Source organism: Micromonospora sp. NPDC051925 (genome assembly GCF_044548625.1).
Classification (GTDB): domain Bacteria; phylum Actinomycetota; class Actinomycetes; order Mycobacteriales; family Micromonosporaceae; genus Micromonospora.
Map to the genome: position 1 here is coordinate 216,820 of NZ_JBIUCH010000012.1, position 14,229 is coordinate 231,048.

Sequence of the window (14,229 nt, forward strand, 5' to 3'; positions counted from 1 at the left end):
GGCGGTCAGGGGTCAGTGGGCGCCGGCCCCCCTGGCCGGGTGGAGCCGGTCGGCCTTCTCCCGTTCGGCGTGCTCGTCGGTGCCGATCTTGTCGTACAGGCCGGTGGCGAGGAGCAGCAGCCCGAACAGCAGCGAGACGATCACCGTCGACATGGAGAAGTTGAGGAAGTTGGCGCGGGTCTGGAGCACGCTCATCATCGCGATCCCGGTGACCATGGAGACCACCCCGGCGGCGAGGTTCATGAAGTGGCCGAGGTTGCCGCGCCGGGACGCCCCGACGATCAGGACGATCCCGAAGATCACCGACGCCAGCGAGAACGCCAGGTTGGTACGCAGGCCCAGCGCCCAGTGGCTACCCCGGTCGAAGAGCGGTTCGCCCCAGGTCACGATGACGCCCCAGACGCCGAAGACCAGGATGTAGACGCCGACGAGCCCGGCGAAGACCCGGTACAGCGGGCGGGCCGGATGGTTGACCGGAAAGTGCGCCATGGCCCCTCCTGAGTCGGACGGCGTTCCGGGACGATTGTCTCCCGTACCGCCGTCCGACGTCGGCAAAACGCCAGGCCACCCCGCACGCCCGGAGTGGATCAGAGGACCAGGCGGGCCTTCTGCCAGGCTTCCTTCTCGTCGTCGGTGCCGACCTTGCCGTACATGCCGGCCATCAGCAGGACGAGGCTGAGCGTCATCAGCACCATCACCGTGACGATGCTGAAGTTGCCGACGTTGGCGTCGGTCTCGATGAAGGCCAGGCCGGCCAGGCTGATCACCATCAGGGTGTAGGACAGCCACTGGTTGATCGCCACGTCGAGGTTGCGGCCGATCGCGGTGCCGGCCAGGATGACCACCCCGAACAGGACGGACAGCAGCGAGAACCCGAGGTTCGTGCCCTGGCCGAGGACCTTGGTGTCGTCCTGGGCGAAGAAGTCGTTGCCGGCGCTGGCGATGACGCCGAGCGCGCCGAAGACCACCAGGTACAGACCGAGGAGCCCGCCGATCGCCCGGTAGACCGGCCGCGCGGGGTGGTTGACGGGGGTGTGGGCCATGACTGTGTCTCCAACGCCGTTCGGTTGAGGGTCGCCGACGATTGTCCCGTACGCCGGGGTGTGACGCCGCACACGGGGGGCCGTCCGGGTCTACAGCGGCGGGATCTCGTCGGCCAGGGTCAGCCAGGTCTCCTCGGTCCGTTCCCGTTCGGCGCGTACCTCCTTGAGCTGCGCGTCGAGTTCGGCGACCTTGGCGTAGTCGGTGGCGTGCGCGGCGAGCTGGTCGAGGAGGGCGGCCTCCCGCTGGTCGAGCTTGCCGATCTGCCGTTCCAGCCGGGTCAGCTCCTTGCGGGCCTGCCGGGCGTCGGCGGCGGACATGCCGCCCCCGGCCGGGGCGGTGGGCGTGGCGGCGGTGCCGGTCACGGTACGGGCCGGGCCGGGTCCACCGGCGCGGGCCAGGTACTCGTCGACGCCGCCGGGCAGGTGCACCAGCCGTCCGTCGCCGAACATCCCGTACGCGGTGTCGGTGACCCGTTCGATCAGGTACCGGTCGTGGCTGGCCACGATGATCGTGCCGGGCCAGGAGTCGAGCAGGTCCTCCAGCGCGGCGAGGGTGTCGGTGTCCAGGTCGTTGGTGGGCTCGTCGAAGAGGAGCACGTTGGGTTCCCCGGCGAGCAGCCGGAGCATCTGGAGTCGGCGGCGTTCCCCGCCGGAGAGGTCGCTGACCGGGGTCCAGAGCCGCCGGTCGTCGAAGCCGAACACCTCGGCGAGCTGGGCGGCGGAGATCTCCCGGTCGCCGAGCTGCACCCGGCGGGCGACCTCCTCGACGGCCTCCAGGACGCGCAGGTGGCCGGGGAGTTCGGCGAGTTCCTGGGAGAGGAACGCCGGCTTGACGGTGGACCCGGTGTGGAACCGGCCGCCGTCGGCGCGGGTGATCCCGGCCAGCAGCCGCAGCAGGGTGGTCTTGCCGGCGCCGTTGCGGCCGAGGATGGCGATCCGGTCGCCGGGGCCGACCTGCCAGGTGGTGTCGTGCAGGATCTCCTTCGGCCCGGCGTGCAGCCGGACGTGCTCCAGGTCGTACACCTGCTTGCCGAGCCGGGCGGTCGCCATCCGCTGCAACGACATGGTGTCGCGCGGCGGCGGCACGTCGTCGATGAGCGCGTTGGCCGCGTCGATCCGGAACTTCGGCTTGGAGGTACGGGCCGGCGGGCCGCGCCGCAGCCAGGCGATCTCCTTGCGGAGCAGGTTCTGCCGGCGGGCCTCGGTGGCGGCGGCGACCCGCTCCCGCTCGACCCGGGCCAGGGTCCAGGCGGCGAAGCCGCCCTCGTACGCCCGGACGGTCCGGTCGGCGACCTCCCAGGTGGTGGTGCAGACCGCGTCGAGGAACCACCGGTCGTGGGTGACCACGACCAGCGCGCCCCGGCGGCCGACCAGGTGCTTCGCCAGCCAGTCCACCCCGCCGACGTCCAGGTGGTTGGTGGGCTCGTCGAGGATGAGCAGGTCCGACTCGCGGACCAGCAGCGCGGCCAGCGCCACCCGGCGGCGCTCGCCACCGGACATCGGGCCGACCGGCTGGTCGAGGCCGAGGTGGGGCATGCCGAGGCCGTCGAGGATGGCCCGGACCCCGGCGTCGCCGGCCCACTCGTGTTCGGCGCCCATGCTCTCGCCGAGCCAGGCGGTGCCGAGCACCACGTCCCGGACGGTGGCCTCGGGGGTCAGGGTGAGGGCCTGCGGCAGCCAGAGCACCCGCAGGTCGCGGCGGTGGGTGACCCGGCCGTCATCGGGGTCCTCCTGCTTGGTGAGCAGCCGCAGCAGGGTGGACTTGCCGGCCCCGTTGAGGCCGACCACACCGATCCGGTCGGCGTCGTCGAGGCCGAGCGAGACGTCGGTGAGCAGCGGCCCGGCGGCGCCGTACCCCTTGGACACCCGGTCCAGGTTGACGATGTTGGCCACGTACCTCACCTCCCATGATCAAGGCGTCCCGGTGCCGGCGGGCACCTCGGGACGCCTGGGGCAAGGGTACGCGGACACCCCGCCCGCCCACGCCGTCCCACCCACCCTTCGGGGCCGACCGCCGTGTTGACCGACCTTCGCGGGGCGGTGTGGCGGTATCGCCCGAGGCGGGACACCGCACCATTGCCCCTACGGAGTGGATCTCCCACGGGGTGGGGCGGACCGGGTCGGGGCGGAAGGTCAGGCGACGCGGGCGCCGGGGACCGGGCCGTGGGCCACCCGGGCCTCCCGGCACACCCCGGTGCCGGCCAGCTCGGCGGCGATCCGCTCCGCGTCGACGGCGTCACGGGCCAGGAAGACACAGGTCGGGCCGGAGCCGGAGACGATGCCGGTGAGCGCACCGGCCGCCTCCCCCGCCTTCAGCGTGTCGGCCAGGGCCGGGCGCATCGACAGCGCGGCGTCCTGGAGGTCGTTGCCGAGGCAGCCGGCCAGCACCCGGGGGTCCCGTTGGCGCAGCGCGCCGAGCAGGCCGTCGGTGCTGCCCAACGGCGCACCGGCGGTGCCGGCGTCGCGCAGCCGGTCCAGCTCCCGGTAGGCGGCGGGGGTGGACAGCCCCCCGTCGGCGACGGCCACCACCCAGTGCCAGGAGGTGGGGCGGGCCAGCACCGGGCTGACCGCCTCGCCCCGGCCGGTGCCCAGCGCGGTGCCGCCGTGGATCAGGAACGGCACGTCGGAGCCGAGGTCGGCGGCGATCCCGGCCAACTCGTCGCGGGACAGCCCGGTGCCCCACAGGGCGTCGCAGGCGACCAGCGCGGCGGCGGCGTCGGCGCTGCCCCCGGCCAACCCGCCCGCGAGCGGGATCTGCTTGCGCAGGTGCAGCCGGACGTGCGGCAGGACACCGGCGTACCCGGCGAGGGCGTGGGCGGCCCGGATCGCCAGGTTGGAGTCGTCCAGGGCCAGCTCGCCGGTGCCCTCACCCTCCATGGTCAGGGTGAGCGTGTCACCGCGTCGGGCGGTCAGCTCGTCGTAGATCGAGATCGCGTGGTAGACGGTGTTCAGCTCGTGGTAGCCGTCCCGGCGCAGCGGGCCCACCCCGAGGTGCAGGTTGACCTTCGCGGGAACCCGGACCCGGACCGGGCCGCTGCTGCCCCGGCGCTGGTCGTCATCGTCGTCCGGTCGCCAGGCCTCGGTCACCGGGTGACGTCCCACCGGCACAGGCGGATGTCGAACGGCATCTCCACGATCAGCTCCTCGGCGGAGTCGGCGGCCGGCCCGAACCGGCCGGCAACCAGGTCGTACGCGCGCAGGTGCGGCGTACCCTCGGCAGGCACGGCGTCAGCCTACTGTGCGCCGGACGCGGCGGTCGGAGCCGACGCGGCGATCGCGGCGAACTGCTCCACGGTGAGTGACTCCCCGCGTGCGCCGGGGTCGACCCCGGCGGCGGTGAGCGCCGCGGCGGCCCGGTCCGGGCCACCCGCCCAGCCCGCCAGCGCGGCCCGCAACGTCTTCCTCCGCTGGGCGAACGCGGCGTCGACCACGGCGAAGACGGCCGATCGGGGGACGTCGTCCCGGGGTGGTTCGCGGCGGGTGAAGGCGACCAGGCCGGAGTCGACGTTCGGCACCGGCCAGAACACGTTCGGTGGCACCCGGCCGGCGGCCCGGGACCGGGCGTACCAGGCGAGCTTGACCGACGGGATGCCGTACACCTTGGAGCCGGGGCCGGCGACCAGCCGGTCGGCGACCTCCTTCTGCACCATCACCAGTCCGTGCCGCAGGGTGGGCAGCTCGGCGAGCAGGTGCAGCACCACCGGCACGGCGACGTTGTAGGGCAGGTTCGCCACCAGCGCGGTGGGCGGCGGGTCGGCCAGCTCGGCGGCGGTGATCCGCAGCGCGTCGGCCCGGTGCACGGTGAGCCGGCCGGCGTCCGGGCCGGCGTGCCCGGCGACGGTCTGCGGCAACGCGCCGGCCAGCACCGGGTCGATCTCCACCGCGTGCAGGTGCGCGGCGGCCGGCAGCAGGGCCAGGGTGAGCGAGCCGAGGCCGGGGCCGACCTCCAGCGCCACGTCGTCGGGGGTGAGACCGGCGGCGGTGACGATCCGGCGGACGGTGTTCGGGTCGTGCACGAAGTTCTGGCCGAGCTTCTTGGTCGGGTTGACGCCCAGACGCGCGGCGAGTTCCCGGATCTCCGCCGGGCCGAGCAGGTCTGCGGCCATAACCCGACAGGGTACGGGCCGCCCGCGCACCCGCTCAGCCGACCGGTGGTTTCGCCTCGGCGGCGAAGTGGCAGGCGGCGATGCTGCCGCCGGGCCCGGCCAGCAGCGGTGGTTCGCCGGTCCGGCAGAGGTCGTGGACGATCGGGCAGCGGGTGTGGAAGCGGCAGCCGGCGGGTGGGTCGACCGGGCTGGGCGGGTCGCCGGCCAGGGTGACCCGTTGCCGGCCGCGCTGGGACGGGTGCCGCACCGGCACCGAGCCGAGCAGGGCCCGGCTGTAGGGGTGCGCGGGCTGCTGGTAGACGGCGGCGGCGGGGCCGATCTCGGCCAGCCGGCCCAGGTACATCACCGCCACCCGGTGTGACACGTGCCGCACCACGCCGAGGTCGTGGGCGATGAAGACCAGGGTCAGCCCGAGCCGTCGTTGGAGTTCGGCGAGGAGGTTGACCACCTGGGCCTGCACCGACACGTCGAGCGCGGAGACCGGTTCGTCGCAGACCACCACCCGGGGTTCGGTGGCCAGGGCGCGGGCGATGCCGATGCGCTGACGTTGCCCGCCGGAGAACTCGTGCGGGAAGCGGTGCATCATCTCCGGGGCCAGGCCGACCAGTTCCAGCAGCTCGGCGACCCGGTCCCGGCGGGCGGCGGCACCCCGGGCCAGCCGGTGCACGTCGAGCGGTTCGGCCACCAGGTCGAGCACCGGCAGTCGGGGGTTCAGCGAGGTCAGGGGGTCCTGAAAGACCATCTGCACGGCGCGGCGCAGGTCGCGGCGGCGGGTGCCGCGGGCGGTGGCGACGTCCGAGCCGGCGTAGCGGACCGTGCCGGCGTCGGGGCGTTCCAGCCCGACCAGCATCCGGGCCAGGGTGGACTTGCCGCATCCGGACTCGCCGACCACGCCGAGGGTCTCCCCGGCGGCGACGCTCAGGTCGACCCCGTCGACGGCGTGCACCCGGGCGGACCGGCCGGTGCCGCGACCGGCCCGGTAGGTCTTGCGCAGGCCGGTGGCGACCAGCAGCGGCTCGCCGGTCGGGACCGGTGGGCGGGTCGCGGTGGGTGACTCAGACGGTGGCATCGACGTCCTCCTCGGCGTGGTGGCAGGCGGTGGTCCGGCCGGGGCGGGCGAGGGCCCGGCGGGGTGGCCGGTCCGCGCGGCACCGGTCGTCCGCCCGGAGGCAGCGGGGGTGGAACGCGCATCCGGTGGGCAGCGCCAGCAGGTTGGGTGGGCTGCCGGGGATGGGCCGCAGCGGTTCGCCGGGGTCGGCCAGGTCGGGGACGGAGCGCAGCAGGGCGGCGGTATACGGGTGGGCCGGCGCGTCGAGCGTCTCGGTGACGGTGCCGGTCTCCACGATCCGGCCGGCGTACATGACGGCGACCCGGTCGGCGAGTTCGGCGGCGACGCCGAGGTCGTGGGTGATGAGCAGGACGCCCATGCCGAGTTCCCGGCGGAGCCGGTCGATGAGGTCGAGGATCTGCGCCTGCACGGTCACGTCGAGGGCGGTGGTGGGTTCGTCGGCGATCAGCAGCCGGGGGCCGAGGGCGACGGCCATCGCGATCAGGATTCGCTGCCGCATCCCGCCGGAGAACTGGTGCGGGAAGTCGCGGACCCGGCGCTGTGGGGCCGGGATGCCGACCAGCCGGAGCAGTTCCACCGCCTCGGCGCGGGCGGCCCGCCGGGACGCGCCCCGATGCAGCCGGAACACCTCGCCGAGCTGGTCGCCGATGGAGAGCACCGGGTTGAGGGCGGAGAGCGCGTCCTGGAAGACCAGGGCCATGGTGCTGCCGCGCAGGGACCGGACGTGGTCCGGGTCGCCGGTGGCGACGTCGTGGCCGGCGACCCGGATCTCCCCGGCGTCGACCCGGACCCCGCCGGAGTCGAGCAGGCCCATCACCGCCCGGGCGGTGACCGACTTGCCGGAGCCGGACTCGCCGAGCAGGACGAGCACCTCGCCGGCCGCGATGTCCAGGTCGACCCCGCGGACGGCGGGCACGTCGCCGCGGCGGGTGGTGAAGGTGACGTCCAGCCCGCGGACCCGCAGCGCGGCGTCGGTCGGGACGGTGGCCGGCGCGGGACCGGCTACTGGCTGTGTTGATCGTCGAGCCACTGTGGCCCCCTGGTTTCCGGCAGATTTCCGGGCGTAACGACTTCTGGCACCGATCCGGCGATCGGCGCCGGAGTTGCTCAGGATATTGACACGTCGCGCCTAATCCTGGCAATCTTCCGTCTCACAGCGCCGAGAATCGGCACCCAGACCAAGACCGGACGACGGAATCTCCCACCATTCCCCCCGGGCCGGACCACCACACGAAGGGAGAGGCCGCGTGCTCAACTCCGCGCCGCGCTACACCGGGTACACCTCCTACGGCTACCTGGAGGCCGGCACCGACTACCGAGAGTTCAAGCTGTCGCCCGAACTCGGCCGGGTGCCCGCGTACCAGGGGGTGACGCTGACGGAGGCCCAGCGCGCCCGGGTCGTCCGGCTGCTCACCGACGAGATCGTGATCTCCCTGCACGACCACCCGTCGGTCTTCCCCGAGGACATTCGGGAAACCGTCGACTACAACCGCACCGCCCGCCACCACACCGGCTACGCCGGGCTGGCCCGCTCCGGCATGACCGCCGTCTTCGACAACCTGATGGACGGCACCTGCTGCGTGACCAGCCAGATGGGTTGGAAGTGGACGGACGTCATCGCCGACCTGGGGATGCGCCTGTCCGACCTGGCGCACCAGGACTTCCTGATCCGGGTGGAGCGGCTGGCCGACATCCGGTACGCGCACGAGACCGGCCGGATGGGCCTGGTGCTCGCCACCGAGGCGGCCACCATGATCGAGAACGAGCTGGACCGGCTGGACATGCTGTACGGCTTCGGCGTCCGGCAGATGGGCATCGCCTACAGCGAGGCGAACACCCTGGGCGGCGGGCTCAAGGAGCGCACCGACGGCGGGCTGACCTACTTCGGCGAGAAGGCGGTCCGGCGGATGAACAAGCTGGGCATCGCCATCGACGTCTCGCACTCCGGGGACCGCACGTCACTCGACGTGATCACCCACTCCAGCAAGCCGATCTTCATCACCCACGCCGGTTCCCGCACGGTCTGGCCGACCAACCGGATGAAGCCGGACGAGGTGATCGTGGCCTGCGCCGACCGGGGCGGCGTGATCGGCCTGGAGGCGGCACCGCACACCACCCTCTCCGCCGCCCACCCCCGGCACTCGCTCGACTCGGTGATGGACCACTTCGTCCACTGCGTGGACCTGGTCGGCATCGACCACGTGGCGTTCGGCCCGGACACCCTCTTCGGTGACCACGTCGGGCTGCACGACACCTTCGCCGCCCACCTGTCCATCGCCGAGGTGCACGGCCACGTCGACCACCCCCGGGTGCCCTACGTCGACGGGCTGGAGAACCCGGCCGAGTGCTACTGGAACATCGTCTCCTGGCTGGTCAGCCACGACTACTCGGACGACGAGATCGGCAAGGTCCTGGGGGGCAACATCCTGCGCGTTCTTGAGGAGGTCTGGCACTGATGCGTGGCACACTGCGCGCCCTCGCCACGGCGGTGGGGCTGCTCTCGATAGGGCTGGCGGCGACCGCGTGTTCGCCCAGCAGCCCCGATTCCGGTGGGTCCGGCGGGGCCGACCGGATCGTCGTCGGCACCACGGCCGACGTGGTCAACTACAACCCGCTGGTCGGCAACAGCCGGACCGACACCTGGGTCACCAACCTGATGTACCCGCGCCTGATGGGCATGGGCCTCGACGGCGTCCGGACGCCGTACCTCGCCACCAAGTGGGAGTACGCCCCGGACGGCAGGAGCGCGAAGGTGACCCTGCGCGACGACTTCACCTGGACCGACGGGAAGAAGGTCACCGCCGACGACGTGGTCTTCACCATCGAGGCGGTGGCCAAGGAGAAGATCGGCGTGGTCGCCGGCCTGATCCCGGCGTTCCAGAAGGCGACCGCGGTCTCCCCCACCGAGGTGGAGTTCACCCTGTCCCAGCCCGACGGCACGTTCCTGGAGAACGTCGGCTTCTGGATGCCGGTGGTGCCCGCGCACGTCTTCGGCAAGGTGGGCAAGGTCGCCGAGTTCGCCAACGACGCCGACTGGGTCTCCGCCGGCCCGTACCAACTCACCACCGTGGAGCGGGGTCAGCGGTACGTGCTCAAGAAGGTGGCGAACTACCCGCTGGTCGACGGCGGGCCGAAGACCGCCGAGGTGGTCTTCCGGGTCTTCCCGGACGTCAACACCGAGGCCCTGGCGCTGCGCAACGGCGAGATCGACCTGATCGCCAACGCGCTGCCCCCGGCGCTGGCCAAGACTCTGGAGAACGACGACAAGCTGAAGCTGGTCAAGGTGCCGTCGCTGGGCTGGGCGCACATGCAGTACAACCTGGCCCGCAAGCCGCTGGACAAGCTGGAGGTCCGGCAGGCCCTCGCCGCGGCGGTGGACTACGAGGCGATCCGCCGGGTCGCCCTCCAGGGCTCGGCGGTGTCGTCGAACTCCTCGGTGCTCACCCCGACGCTCAAGCAGTGGCAGGACCCGTCGGCCAAGGAGTACACCCACGACCCGGCGCGGGCCAAGTCCCTGCTCACCGGGGCGGGTTACGCCGACGGCAACGGCGACGGCCTGTTCGACGGGCTGAGCCTGCGGATGATCTACGACCAGGCCGACCCGAACATCGCCAAGTGGGCGCAGCTCGTGCGGGACTCCGCCAAGGAGGCCGGCATCGAGATCAAGCTGGAGGGGCTGGAGCGCAACACCTACCTGGCCAAGACCAAGGAGCGGGACTTCGACATCTACGCCGGCTCCTGGGCGATCATGGAGAACCCGCCGGCCAACCTCACCCTGGCCTTCAAATGCGAGGGGTTCATCAACTACGCCAACGCCTGTGACCCGCAGCTCGACAAGCTGATCGACGAGTCCCGCAGCCACCTCGACCAGCCGTCGCAGAAGACCTCGATCCAGGCCGCCGCGAAGATCATCTCGGACCAGGTGTACGACAACGTGCTCTACGTCGAGGAGTTCACCTTCGCGCACTCCGCGAAGTGGTCGAACTTCCTCGTCCAGCCGAGTGAGCTGCTCTCCATCGTCAACCCGCAGTCCCTGGCGCAGGCCACCGGGGACTGACCCCCAGACGCCCGCCGGGCCGGCCGCACCCCGGCCCGGCGGGCACCGGCACGACCTGCGAAGGAGGCACCGTGCCCGCCGGTACCAGCTTCATCCTGCGCCGCCTGCTGCGCGGCCTGCTCACCATGTGGTTCGCGGTGACCGTGACGTTCTTCCTGCTCCGACTCCTGCCCGGCGACCCGGCGCTGGCCATCGCCGACCCCGGGATGACCGAGGAACTGCGCGCCAAGCTGCTCAACGACTACGGCCTCGACCAACCGCTGGGCGTGCAGTACTGGGAGTTCCTGACCCAGCTCGCGCAGGGCAACCTGGGGATGTCGTTCCGGCAGAACCAGCCGGTGCTGGACATCCTGCTCGAACGGCTGCCGTGGACGCTGCTGCTGGCCGGGTCGGCGCTCGTGGTGACCGTCGCGCTCGGCATCCCGCTCGGCGTGCTCGCCGCCACCCGGGCCAAGGGGCCGGTGGACCGGCTCATCCAGGTCGGCGGGATCACCGGCCAGTCGCTGTTCGTCCCGAGCATCGGGGTGTTCCTGCTCTACCTGTTCGGGGTGCAGTTCGGGCTGCTGCCGATCGGCGGGGCGATCGACGACGACGTGACCGGCTTCGCGGCCTACCTGAGCATCGGCCGGCACCTGATCCTGCCCTGCCTGTCGCTGGTGCTGGTGCAACTCGGCTCGTACGTGCTCACCCTGCGCAGCACCCTCATCGACGCGCTCGGCGAGGACTACTGCGCGCTGGCCCGCGCCAAGGGGCTGCCGAACCGGACGGTGGTCTGGCGGCACGCCCTGCGCAACGCGCTGCTGCCCACCACCACCCTGATCGGCCTGCAACTCGGCTTCCTGGTCGGCGGCGCGGTGCTCACCGAGTCCATCTACGCCTACCCGGGTGTCGGACGGAGCATCTTCGAGGCCGTCGGGCAGCTCGACTTCCCGGTGCTCCAGGGCGCCTTCCTGATGCTCGCCTTCGCCGTGATCGTGGCGAACCTGCTCACCGACATCGCGTACGGGCTGCTCGACCCGAGGGTACGGACCACATGACCACTCCACTGGCTCCCGTCACCGAACCGGCCACCGCCCTGCCGCCACCCGAGTCGGTGGCCCAGCAGACCTGGCAGGCGTTCCGGCGCAACCCGCTCGGCCTCGCCAGCGCCGCCGTCCTGCTGGTGCTGATGGTGGTCGCCGTCGCCGCCGGGCTGATCGCCGACTACCCCAGCGGGTACGGCGAGGACGTGCTCGTCGGGCCGAGCGCCGCGCACTGGTTCGGCACCGACGACCTGGGCCGGGACGTCTTCGCCCAGGTGGTCTGGGGCACCCGGGTCAGCATCGTGGTCGGGCTGGCGGCCAGCGTGCTGGCCATCGTGATCGGCGTCGTGGTCGGGGTGGCCGCCGCCTACTTCCGGTGGGCCGACGCCGTCCTGGGCATGGTCGTCGACCTGTCGCTGTCCCTGCCGGTGCTGCCGTTGATGATCCTGGTCGCGGCGCTGGCCGGGCCGAGCGTGCCGACCCTGGTGGTGGTGATCGCCCTGTTCAGCTGGCCCGAGGTGGCCCGGGTGGTCCGCTCGCAGGGCCTGGCCGTGGTGCCGATGCCGTACGTGTCGGCGGCCCGGGTGATCGGCGGCTCGCACCTGTGGATCATCCGGAAGCACATCCTGCCCGGGGTGGCCCCGGTCATCGCGGTGTCGGTGGTGCTGACCACCTCCCGCGCGGTGCTCTCCGAGGCCGGCCTCTCCTTCCTCGGTCTGGGCGACCCGAACAGCTGGTCCTGGGGCACGATCCTGCACCAGGCGCAGCGCTCCGGGTCGCTGGCCACCGCGTGGTGGACCACGCTCTTCCCCTCCCTGGCCATCCTGCTGCTGGTGGTGGCCACCACCCTGCTCGCCGTGGCGTACAACGACGCCCGCAACCCCCGGACGAGGTGACCACCCGGTGCGACTGCCACCGACCTTCTACCCCGCCCTGCACGACCGGGTCCGCGTCGCCCTGGACCGGGCCGGACTGGACGCGCTGCTGCTGGACGACCCGCTGGACGTCGCGTACCTGACCGGGTTCGCGCACTTCCCCAACGAGCGGCCGGTGGCCGCCTGGGTGCCCCGCGACGGCGAGGTGCTGCTGCTGGTGCCGGACCTGGAACGGGAGTACGCGCTCGACCAGCGGGCCGCCGCCCGGCTGGTGGTCTACCCCGAGTTCCCCGGCGAACGCGGCCCGTTCACGGTGCTGGCCGACGCCGTGACCGGTGCCGTCCGGCGGGTCGGGCACGCGCCGTCCACCTCGACCGGTCGGGTGGCCGCGCTCGCCGCCGCGTTCCCCGGCGTCGAGCCGGTGACCAGCGACCTGGTGGGGCGGCTGCGGCTGCGCAAGACGCCGGAGGAGATCACGCTGCACACCGAGGCGGCCCGGATCGCCGACGCGATGCTCGCCGAGGGTGCCCGGCTGGTCGCCGCCGCCACCGGCCCGGACGACCTGCCCACCGAGACCGAACTCGCCGGGCACGTCACCCGGTTCGGCACCACCATGATGTACGCCGAGCACGACGACGTCGTGGTGGTGCCGATGCTCACCGGCGGGCTGGTCTACGGCGGGGCGAACTCGGCCCAGCCGCACCGGCTGCCCACCGGGGACCGGCTGCGCCGGGGCGAGCCGTTCATGCTTTCGCTGGGCTGCGCGGTGGGGGGCCGGTTCGTGGAGAGCGAACGGACCTTCCTGCTCGGCGAGCCCACCGCCGAGCAGCGGCGGTACTACCAGGTGGTCCGCGAGGCGCAGGAGACCGGCACCGAGGCGCTGCGCCCCGGCGTCCGCTGCGTCGACGCCAACCGGACCTGCCTGGACGTGATCCGCCGGGCCGGGCTGGCCCGGTTCCTGCGGCACCGGCAGGGGCACGGGATCGGGCTCGGCTTCCACGAGCCGCCCTGGGTCGCCGACGGCGACGAGACCGTGCTGGAGCCGGGAATGGTGCTCTCCAGCGAACCCGGCCTGTACGTGCCCGGCCACGCCGGCTACCGGATCTCGGACACCGTGCTGGTCACCGCGGCCGGACCGCGCCGGCTGACCGGCTACCCCCGGGAGCTCGACGACATCGTGATCGGAGCCTGACTGACATGTTCGTGGAGATCAACGACAACCGGCTGGACGTCGAGGTGCTCGGCGACGCGCCCGGCAAGCCGACCATGATCGTGCATCACGGCGCACCCGGGTTGGGCTCGAAGGCCGAACCGCGCGCCTCGTTCGCGGCGTTCGCCGACACGTACCGGGTGGTGGTGTTCGACGCCCGCGGCTCCGGGGCGAGCGAGGGGAACCCGCCGTTCACCCACGAGCAGTGGGCGGCCGACGTGGACGGGTTGCGGGCCTGGGCCGGCGCGGAGCGGATCGTGATGGCCGGCGGCTCGTACGGCGGCTTCATCGCCATGGAGTACGCGATCCGCTACCCGGACCGGGTCGCCGGCCTGGTGCTGCGGGACACCGCCGCCGACAACGCCAACCAGGAGCTGGCGCTGCGCAACGCGCTCGCCTCGTCCCGGGTGGAGATCGACCGGGCGAAGCTGGACCGGATCATGTCCGGGACCGTGCGCGACGACGCCGACCTGCGGGACTGCTGGGCGGAGATCCTCCCGCTCTACGACCACGACCTGGACTGGGCGAAGGTCCGGCAGCGGGTCGAGACCACCCCCTACCGGTACGCCACGCACAACTTCGCCTTCTCCGTCAACCAGCCGCAGTACGACATCACGCCGCTGCTGCCCCGGATCACCTGCCCGACCCTGGTCACCGTGGGCCGGCACGACTGGATCACGCCGGTGGCGTGCAGCGAGACCATCGCGGCGCTGATCCCGCAGGCCCGGCTGGAGATCTTCGAGCACTCCGGACACTCGCCGCAGGTGGAGGAGGCGGAGAAGTTCCAGGCGGTGGTCCGCGCCTTCCTGGCCGAGTTGCCGGCCACTACGGCATGATGCCGATCGAG

14 protein-coding genes are annotated in these 14,229 nt (G+C 72.5%); 6 read left to right on the forward strand and 8 right to left on the reverse strand.

Features of this window, described 5'->3' with window-relative positions; all coding sequences use genetic code 11:
* Nucleotides 1–12: 12 nt before the first annotated feature.
* The 8 genes from ACIG87_RS18555 to ACIG87_RS18590 all read right to left on the reverse strand — a co-directional run bounded on the left by ACIG87_RS18555 (nucleotide 13) and on the right by ACIG87_RS18590 (nucleotide 7,248).
* A complete protein-coding gene (locus tag ACIG87_RS18555; RefSeq protein WP_396851774.1) occupies nucleotides 13–489 on the reverse strand; it encodes a DUF4383 domain-containing protein in 477 nt (158 codons plus the stop codon).
* A 98-nt stretch (nucleotides 490–587) separates the two neighbouring features.
* A complete protein-coding gene (locus ACIG87_RS18560; protein WP_396851775.1) occupies nucleotides 588–1,043 on the reverse strand; it encodes a DUF4383 domain-containing protein in 456 nt (151 codons plus the stop codon).
* Nucleotides 1,044–1,133: 90 nt separating this feature from the next.
* Nucleotides 1,134–2,936 carry an ABC-F family ATP-binding cassette domain-containing protein gene (locus ACIG87_RS18565; RefSeq protein WP_396851776.1) on the reverse strand — a complete coding sequence of 601 codons (1,803 nt, stop codon included), beginning with the start codon at nucleotides 2,934–2,936 and terminating at the stop codon, nucleotides 1,134–1,136.
* A gap of 240 nt (nucleotides 2,937–3,176) precedes the next feature.
* Complete coding sequence (locus ACIG87_RS18570; protein WP_396851778.1) at nucleotides 3,177–4,130, reverse strand: 4-(cytidine 5'-diphospho)-2-C-methyl-D-erythritol kinase; 954 nt, start codon at nucleotides 4,128–4,130, stop codon at nucleotides 3,177–3,179.
* Nucleotides 4,127–4,267: a hypothetical protein gene (locus ACIG87_RS18575; RefSeq protein ID WP_396851780.1), complete on the reverse strand. Its 141-nt coding sequence runs from the start codon at nucleotides 4,265–4,267 to the stop codon at nucleotides 4,127–4,129. The genes ACIG87_RS18570 and ACIG87_RS18575 overlap by 4 nt, the downstream gene beginning before the upstream one ends.
* A 9-nt stretch (nucleotides 4,268–4,276) precedes the next feature.
* Nucleotides 4,277–5,149: a 16S rRNA (adenine(1518)-N(6)/adenine(1519)-N(6))-dimethyltransferase RsmA gene (rsmA, locus tag ACIG87_RS18580; protein ID WP_396851781.1), complete on the reverse strand. Its 873-nt coding sequence runs from the start codon at nucleotides 5,147–5,149 to the stop codon at nucleotides 4,277–4,279.
* Between the two features lie 34 nt (nucleotides 5,150–5,183).
* Nucleotides 5,184–6,218 carry an ABC transporter ATP-binding protein gene (locus ACIG87_RS18585; RefSeq protein WP_396851782.1) on the reverse strand — a complete coding sequence of 345 codons (1,035 nt, stop codon included), beginning with the start codon at nucleotides 6,216–6,218 and terminating at the stop codon, nucleotides 5,184–5,186.
* Nucleotides 6,205–7,248, reverse strand: coding sequence for an ABC transporter ATP-binding protein (locus ACIG87_RS18590; protein ID WP_396851783.1), 1,044 nt, complete (start codon nucleotides 7,246–7,248; stop codon nucleotides 6,205–6,207). Before ACIG87_RS18590 ends, ACIG87_RS18585 begins: the two co-directional genes overlap by 14 nt.
* A 217-nt stretch (nucleotides 7,249–7,465) precedes the next feature.
* On the opposite strand from ACIG87_RS18590, the gene ACIG87_RS18595 reads away from it, so the two are divergent.
* From ACIG87_RS18595 to ACIG87_RS18620, 6 genes are all read left to right on the forward strand, one after another.
* Nucleotides 7,466–8,674: a dipeptidase gene (locus tag ACIG87_RS18595; RefSeq protein WP_396851785.1), complete on the forward strand. Its 1,209-nt coding sequence runs from the start codon at nucleotides 7,466–7,468 to the stop codon at nucleotides 8,672–8,674.
* A complete protein-coding gene (locus ACIG87_RS18600) occupies nucleotides 8,674–10,275 on the forward strand; it encodes an ABC transporter substrate-binding protein (RefSeq protein ID WP_396851787.1) in 1,602 nt (533 codons plus the stop codon). The genes ACIG87_RS18595 and ACIG87_RS18600 overlap by 1 nt, the downstream gene beginning before the upstream one ends.
* A gap of 71 nt (nucleotides 10,276–10,346) precedes the next feature.
* Nucleotides 10,347–11,312 carry an ABC transporter permease gene (locus ACIG87_RS18605; protein ID WP_396851788.1) on the forward strand — a complete coding sequence of 322 codons (966 nt, stop codon included), beginning with the start codon at nucleotides 10,347–10,349 and terminating at the stop codon, nucleotides 11,310–11,312.
* Nucleotides 11,309–12,193, forward strand: coding sequence for an ABC transporter permease (locus tag ACIG87_RS18610; RefSeq protein ID WP_396851790.1), 885 nt, complete (start codon nucleotides 11,309–11,311; stop codon nucleotides 12,191–12,193). Before ACIG87_RS18605 ends, ACIG87_RS18610 begins: the two co-directional genes overlap by 4 nt.
* 7 nt (nucleotides 12,194–12,200) lie before the next feature.
* Nucleotides 12,201–13,364, forward strand: a complete 1,164-nt coding sequence (locus ACIG87_RS18615; protein ID WP_396851791.1) for a M24 family metallopeptidase — start codon at nucleotides 12,201–12,203, stop codon at nucleotides 13,362–13,364.
* A gap of 5 nt (nucleotides 13,365–13,369) precedes the next feature.
* A complete protein-coding gene (locus ACIG87_RS18620; protein WP_145917809.1) occupies nucleotides 13,370–14,218 on the forward strand; it encodes an alpha/beta fold hydrolase in 849 nt (282 codons plus the stop codon).
* Nucleotides 14,219–14,229 lie beyond the last annotated feature (11 nt).

Excerpts from the sequence above, each read along its gene's own strand:
- ACIG87_RS18620 (WP_145917809.1), top strand. The coding sequence starts at position 13,370 with ATGTTCGTGGAGATCAACGACAACCGGCTGGACGTCGAGGTGCTCGGC.
- ACIG87_RS18555 (WP_396851774.1), bottom strand. The coding sequence starts at position 489 with ATGGCGCACTTTCCGGTCAACCATCCGGCCCGCCCGCTGTACCGGGTC.
- ACIG87_RS18610 (WP_396851790.1), top strand. The coding sequence starts at position 11,309 with ATGACCACTCCACTGGCTCCCGTCACCGAACCGGCCACCGCCCTGCCG.
- rsmA (WP_396851781.1), bottom strand. The coding sequence starts at position 5,149 with ATGGCCGCAGACCTGCTCGGCCCGGCGGAGATCCGGGAACTCGCCGCG.
- ACIG87_RS18600 (WP_396851787.1), top strand. The coding sequence starts at position 8,674 with ATGCGTGGCACACTGCGCGCCCTCGCCACGGCGGTGGGGCTGCTCTCG.
- ACIG87_RS18560 (WP_396851775.1), bottom strand. The coding sequence starts at position 1,043 with ATGGCCCACACCCCCGTCAACCACCCCGCGCGGCCGGTCTACCGGGCG.
- ACIG87_RS18585 (WP_396851782.1), bottom strand. The coding sequence starts at position 6,218 with ATGCCACCGTCTGAGTCACCCACCGCGACCCGCCCACCGGTCCCGACC.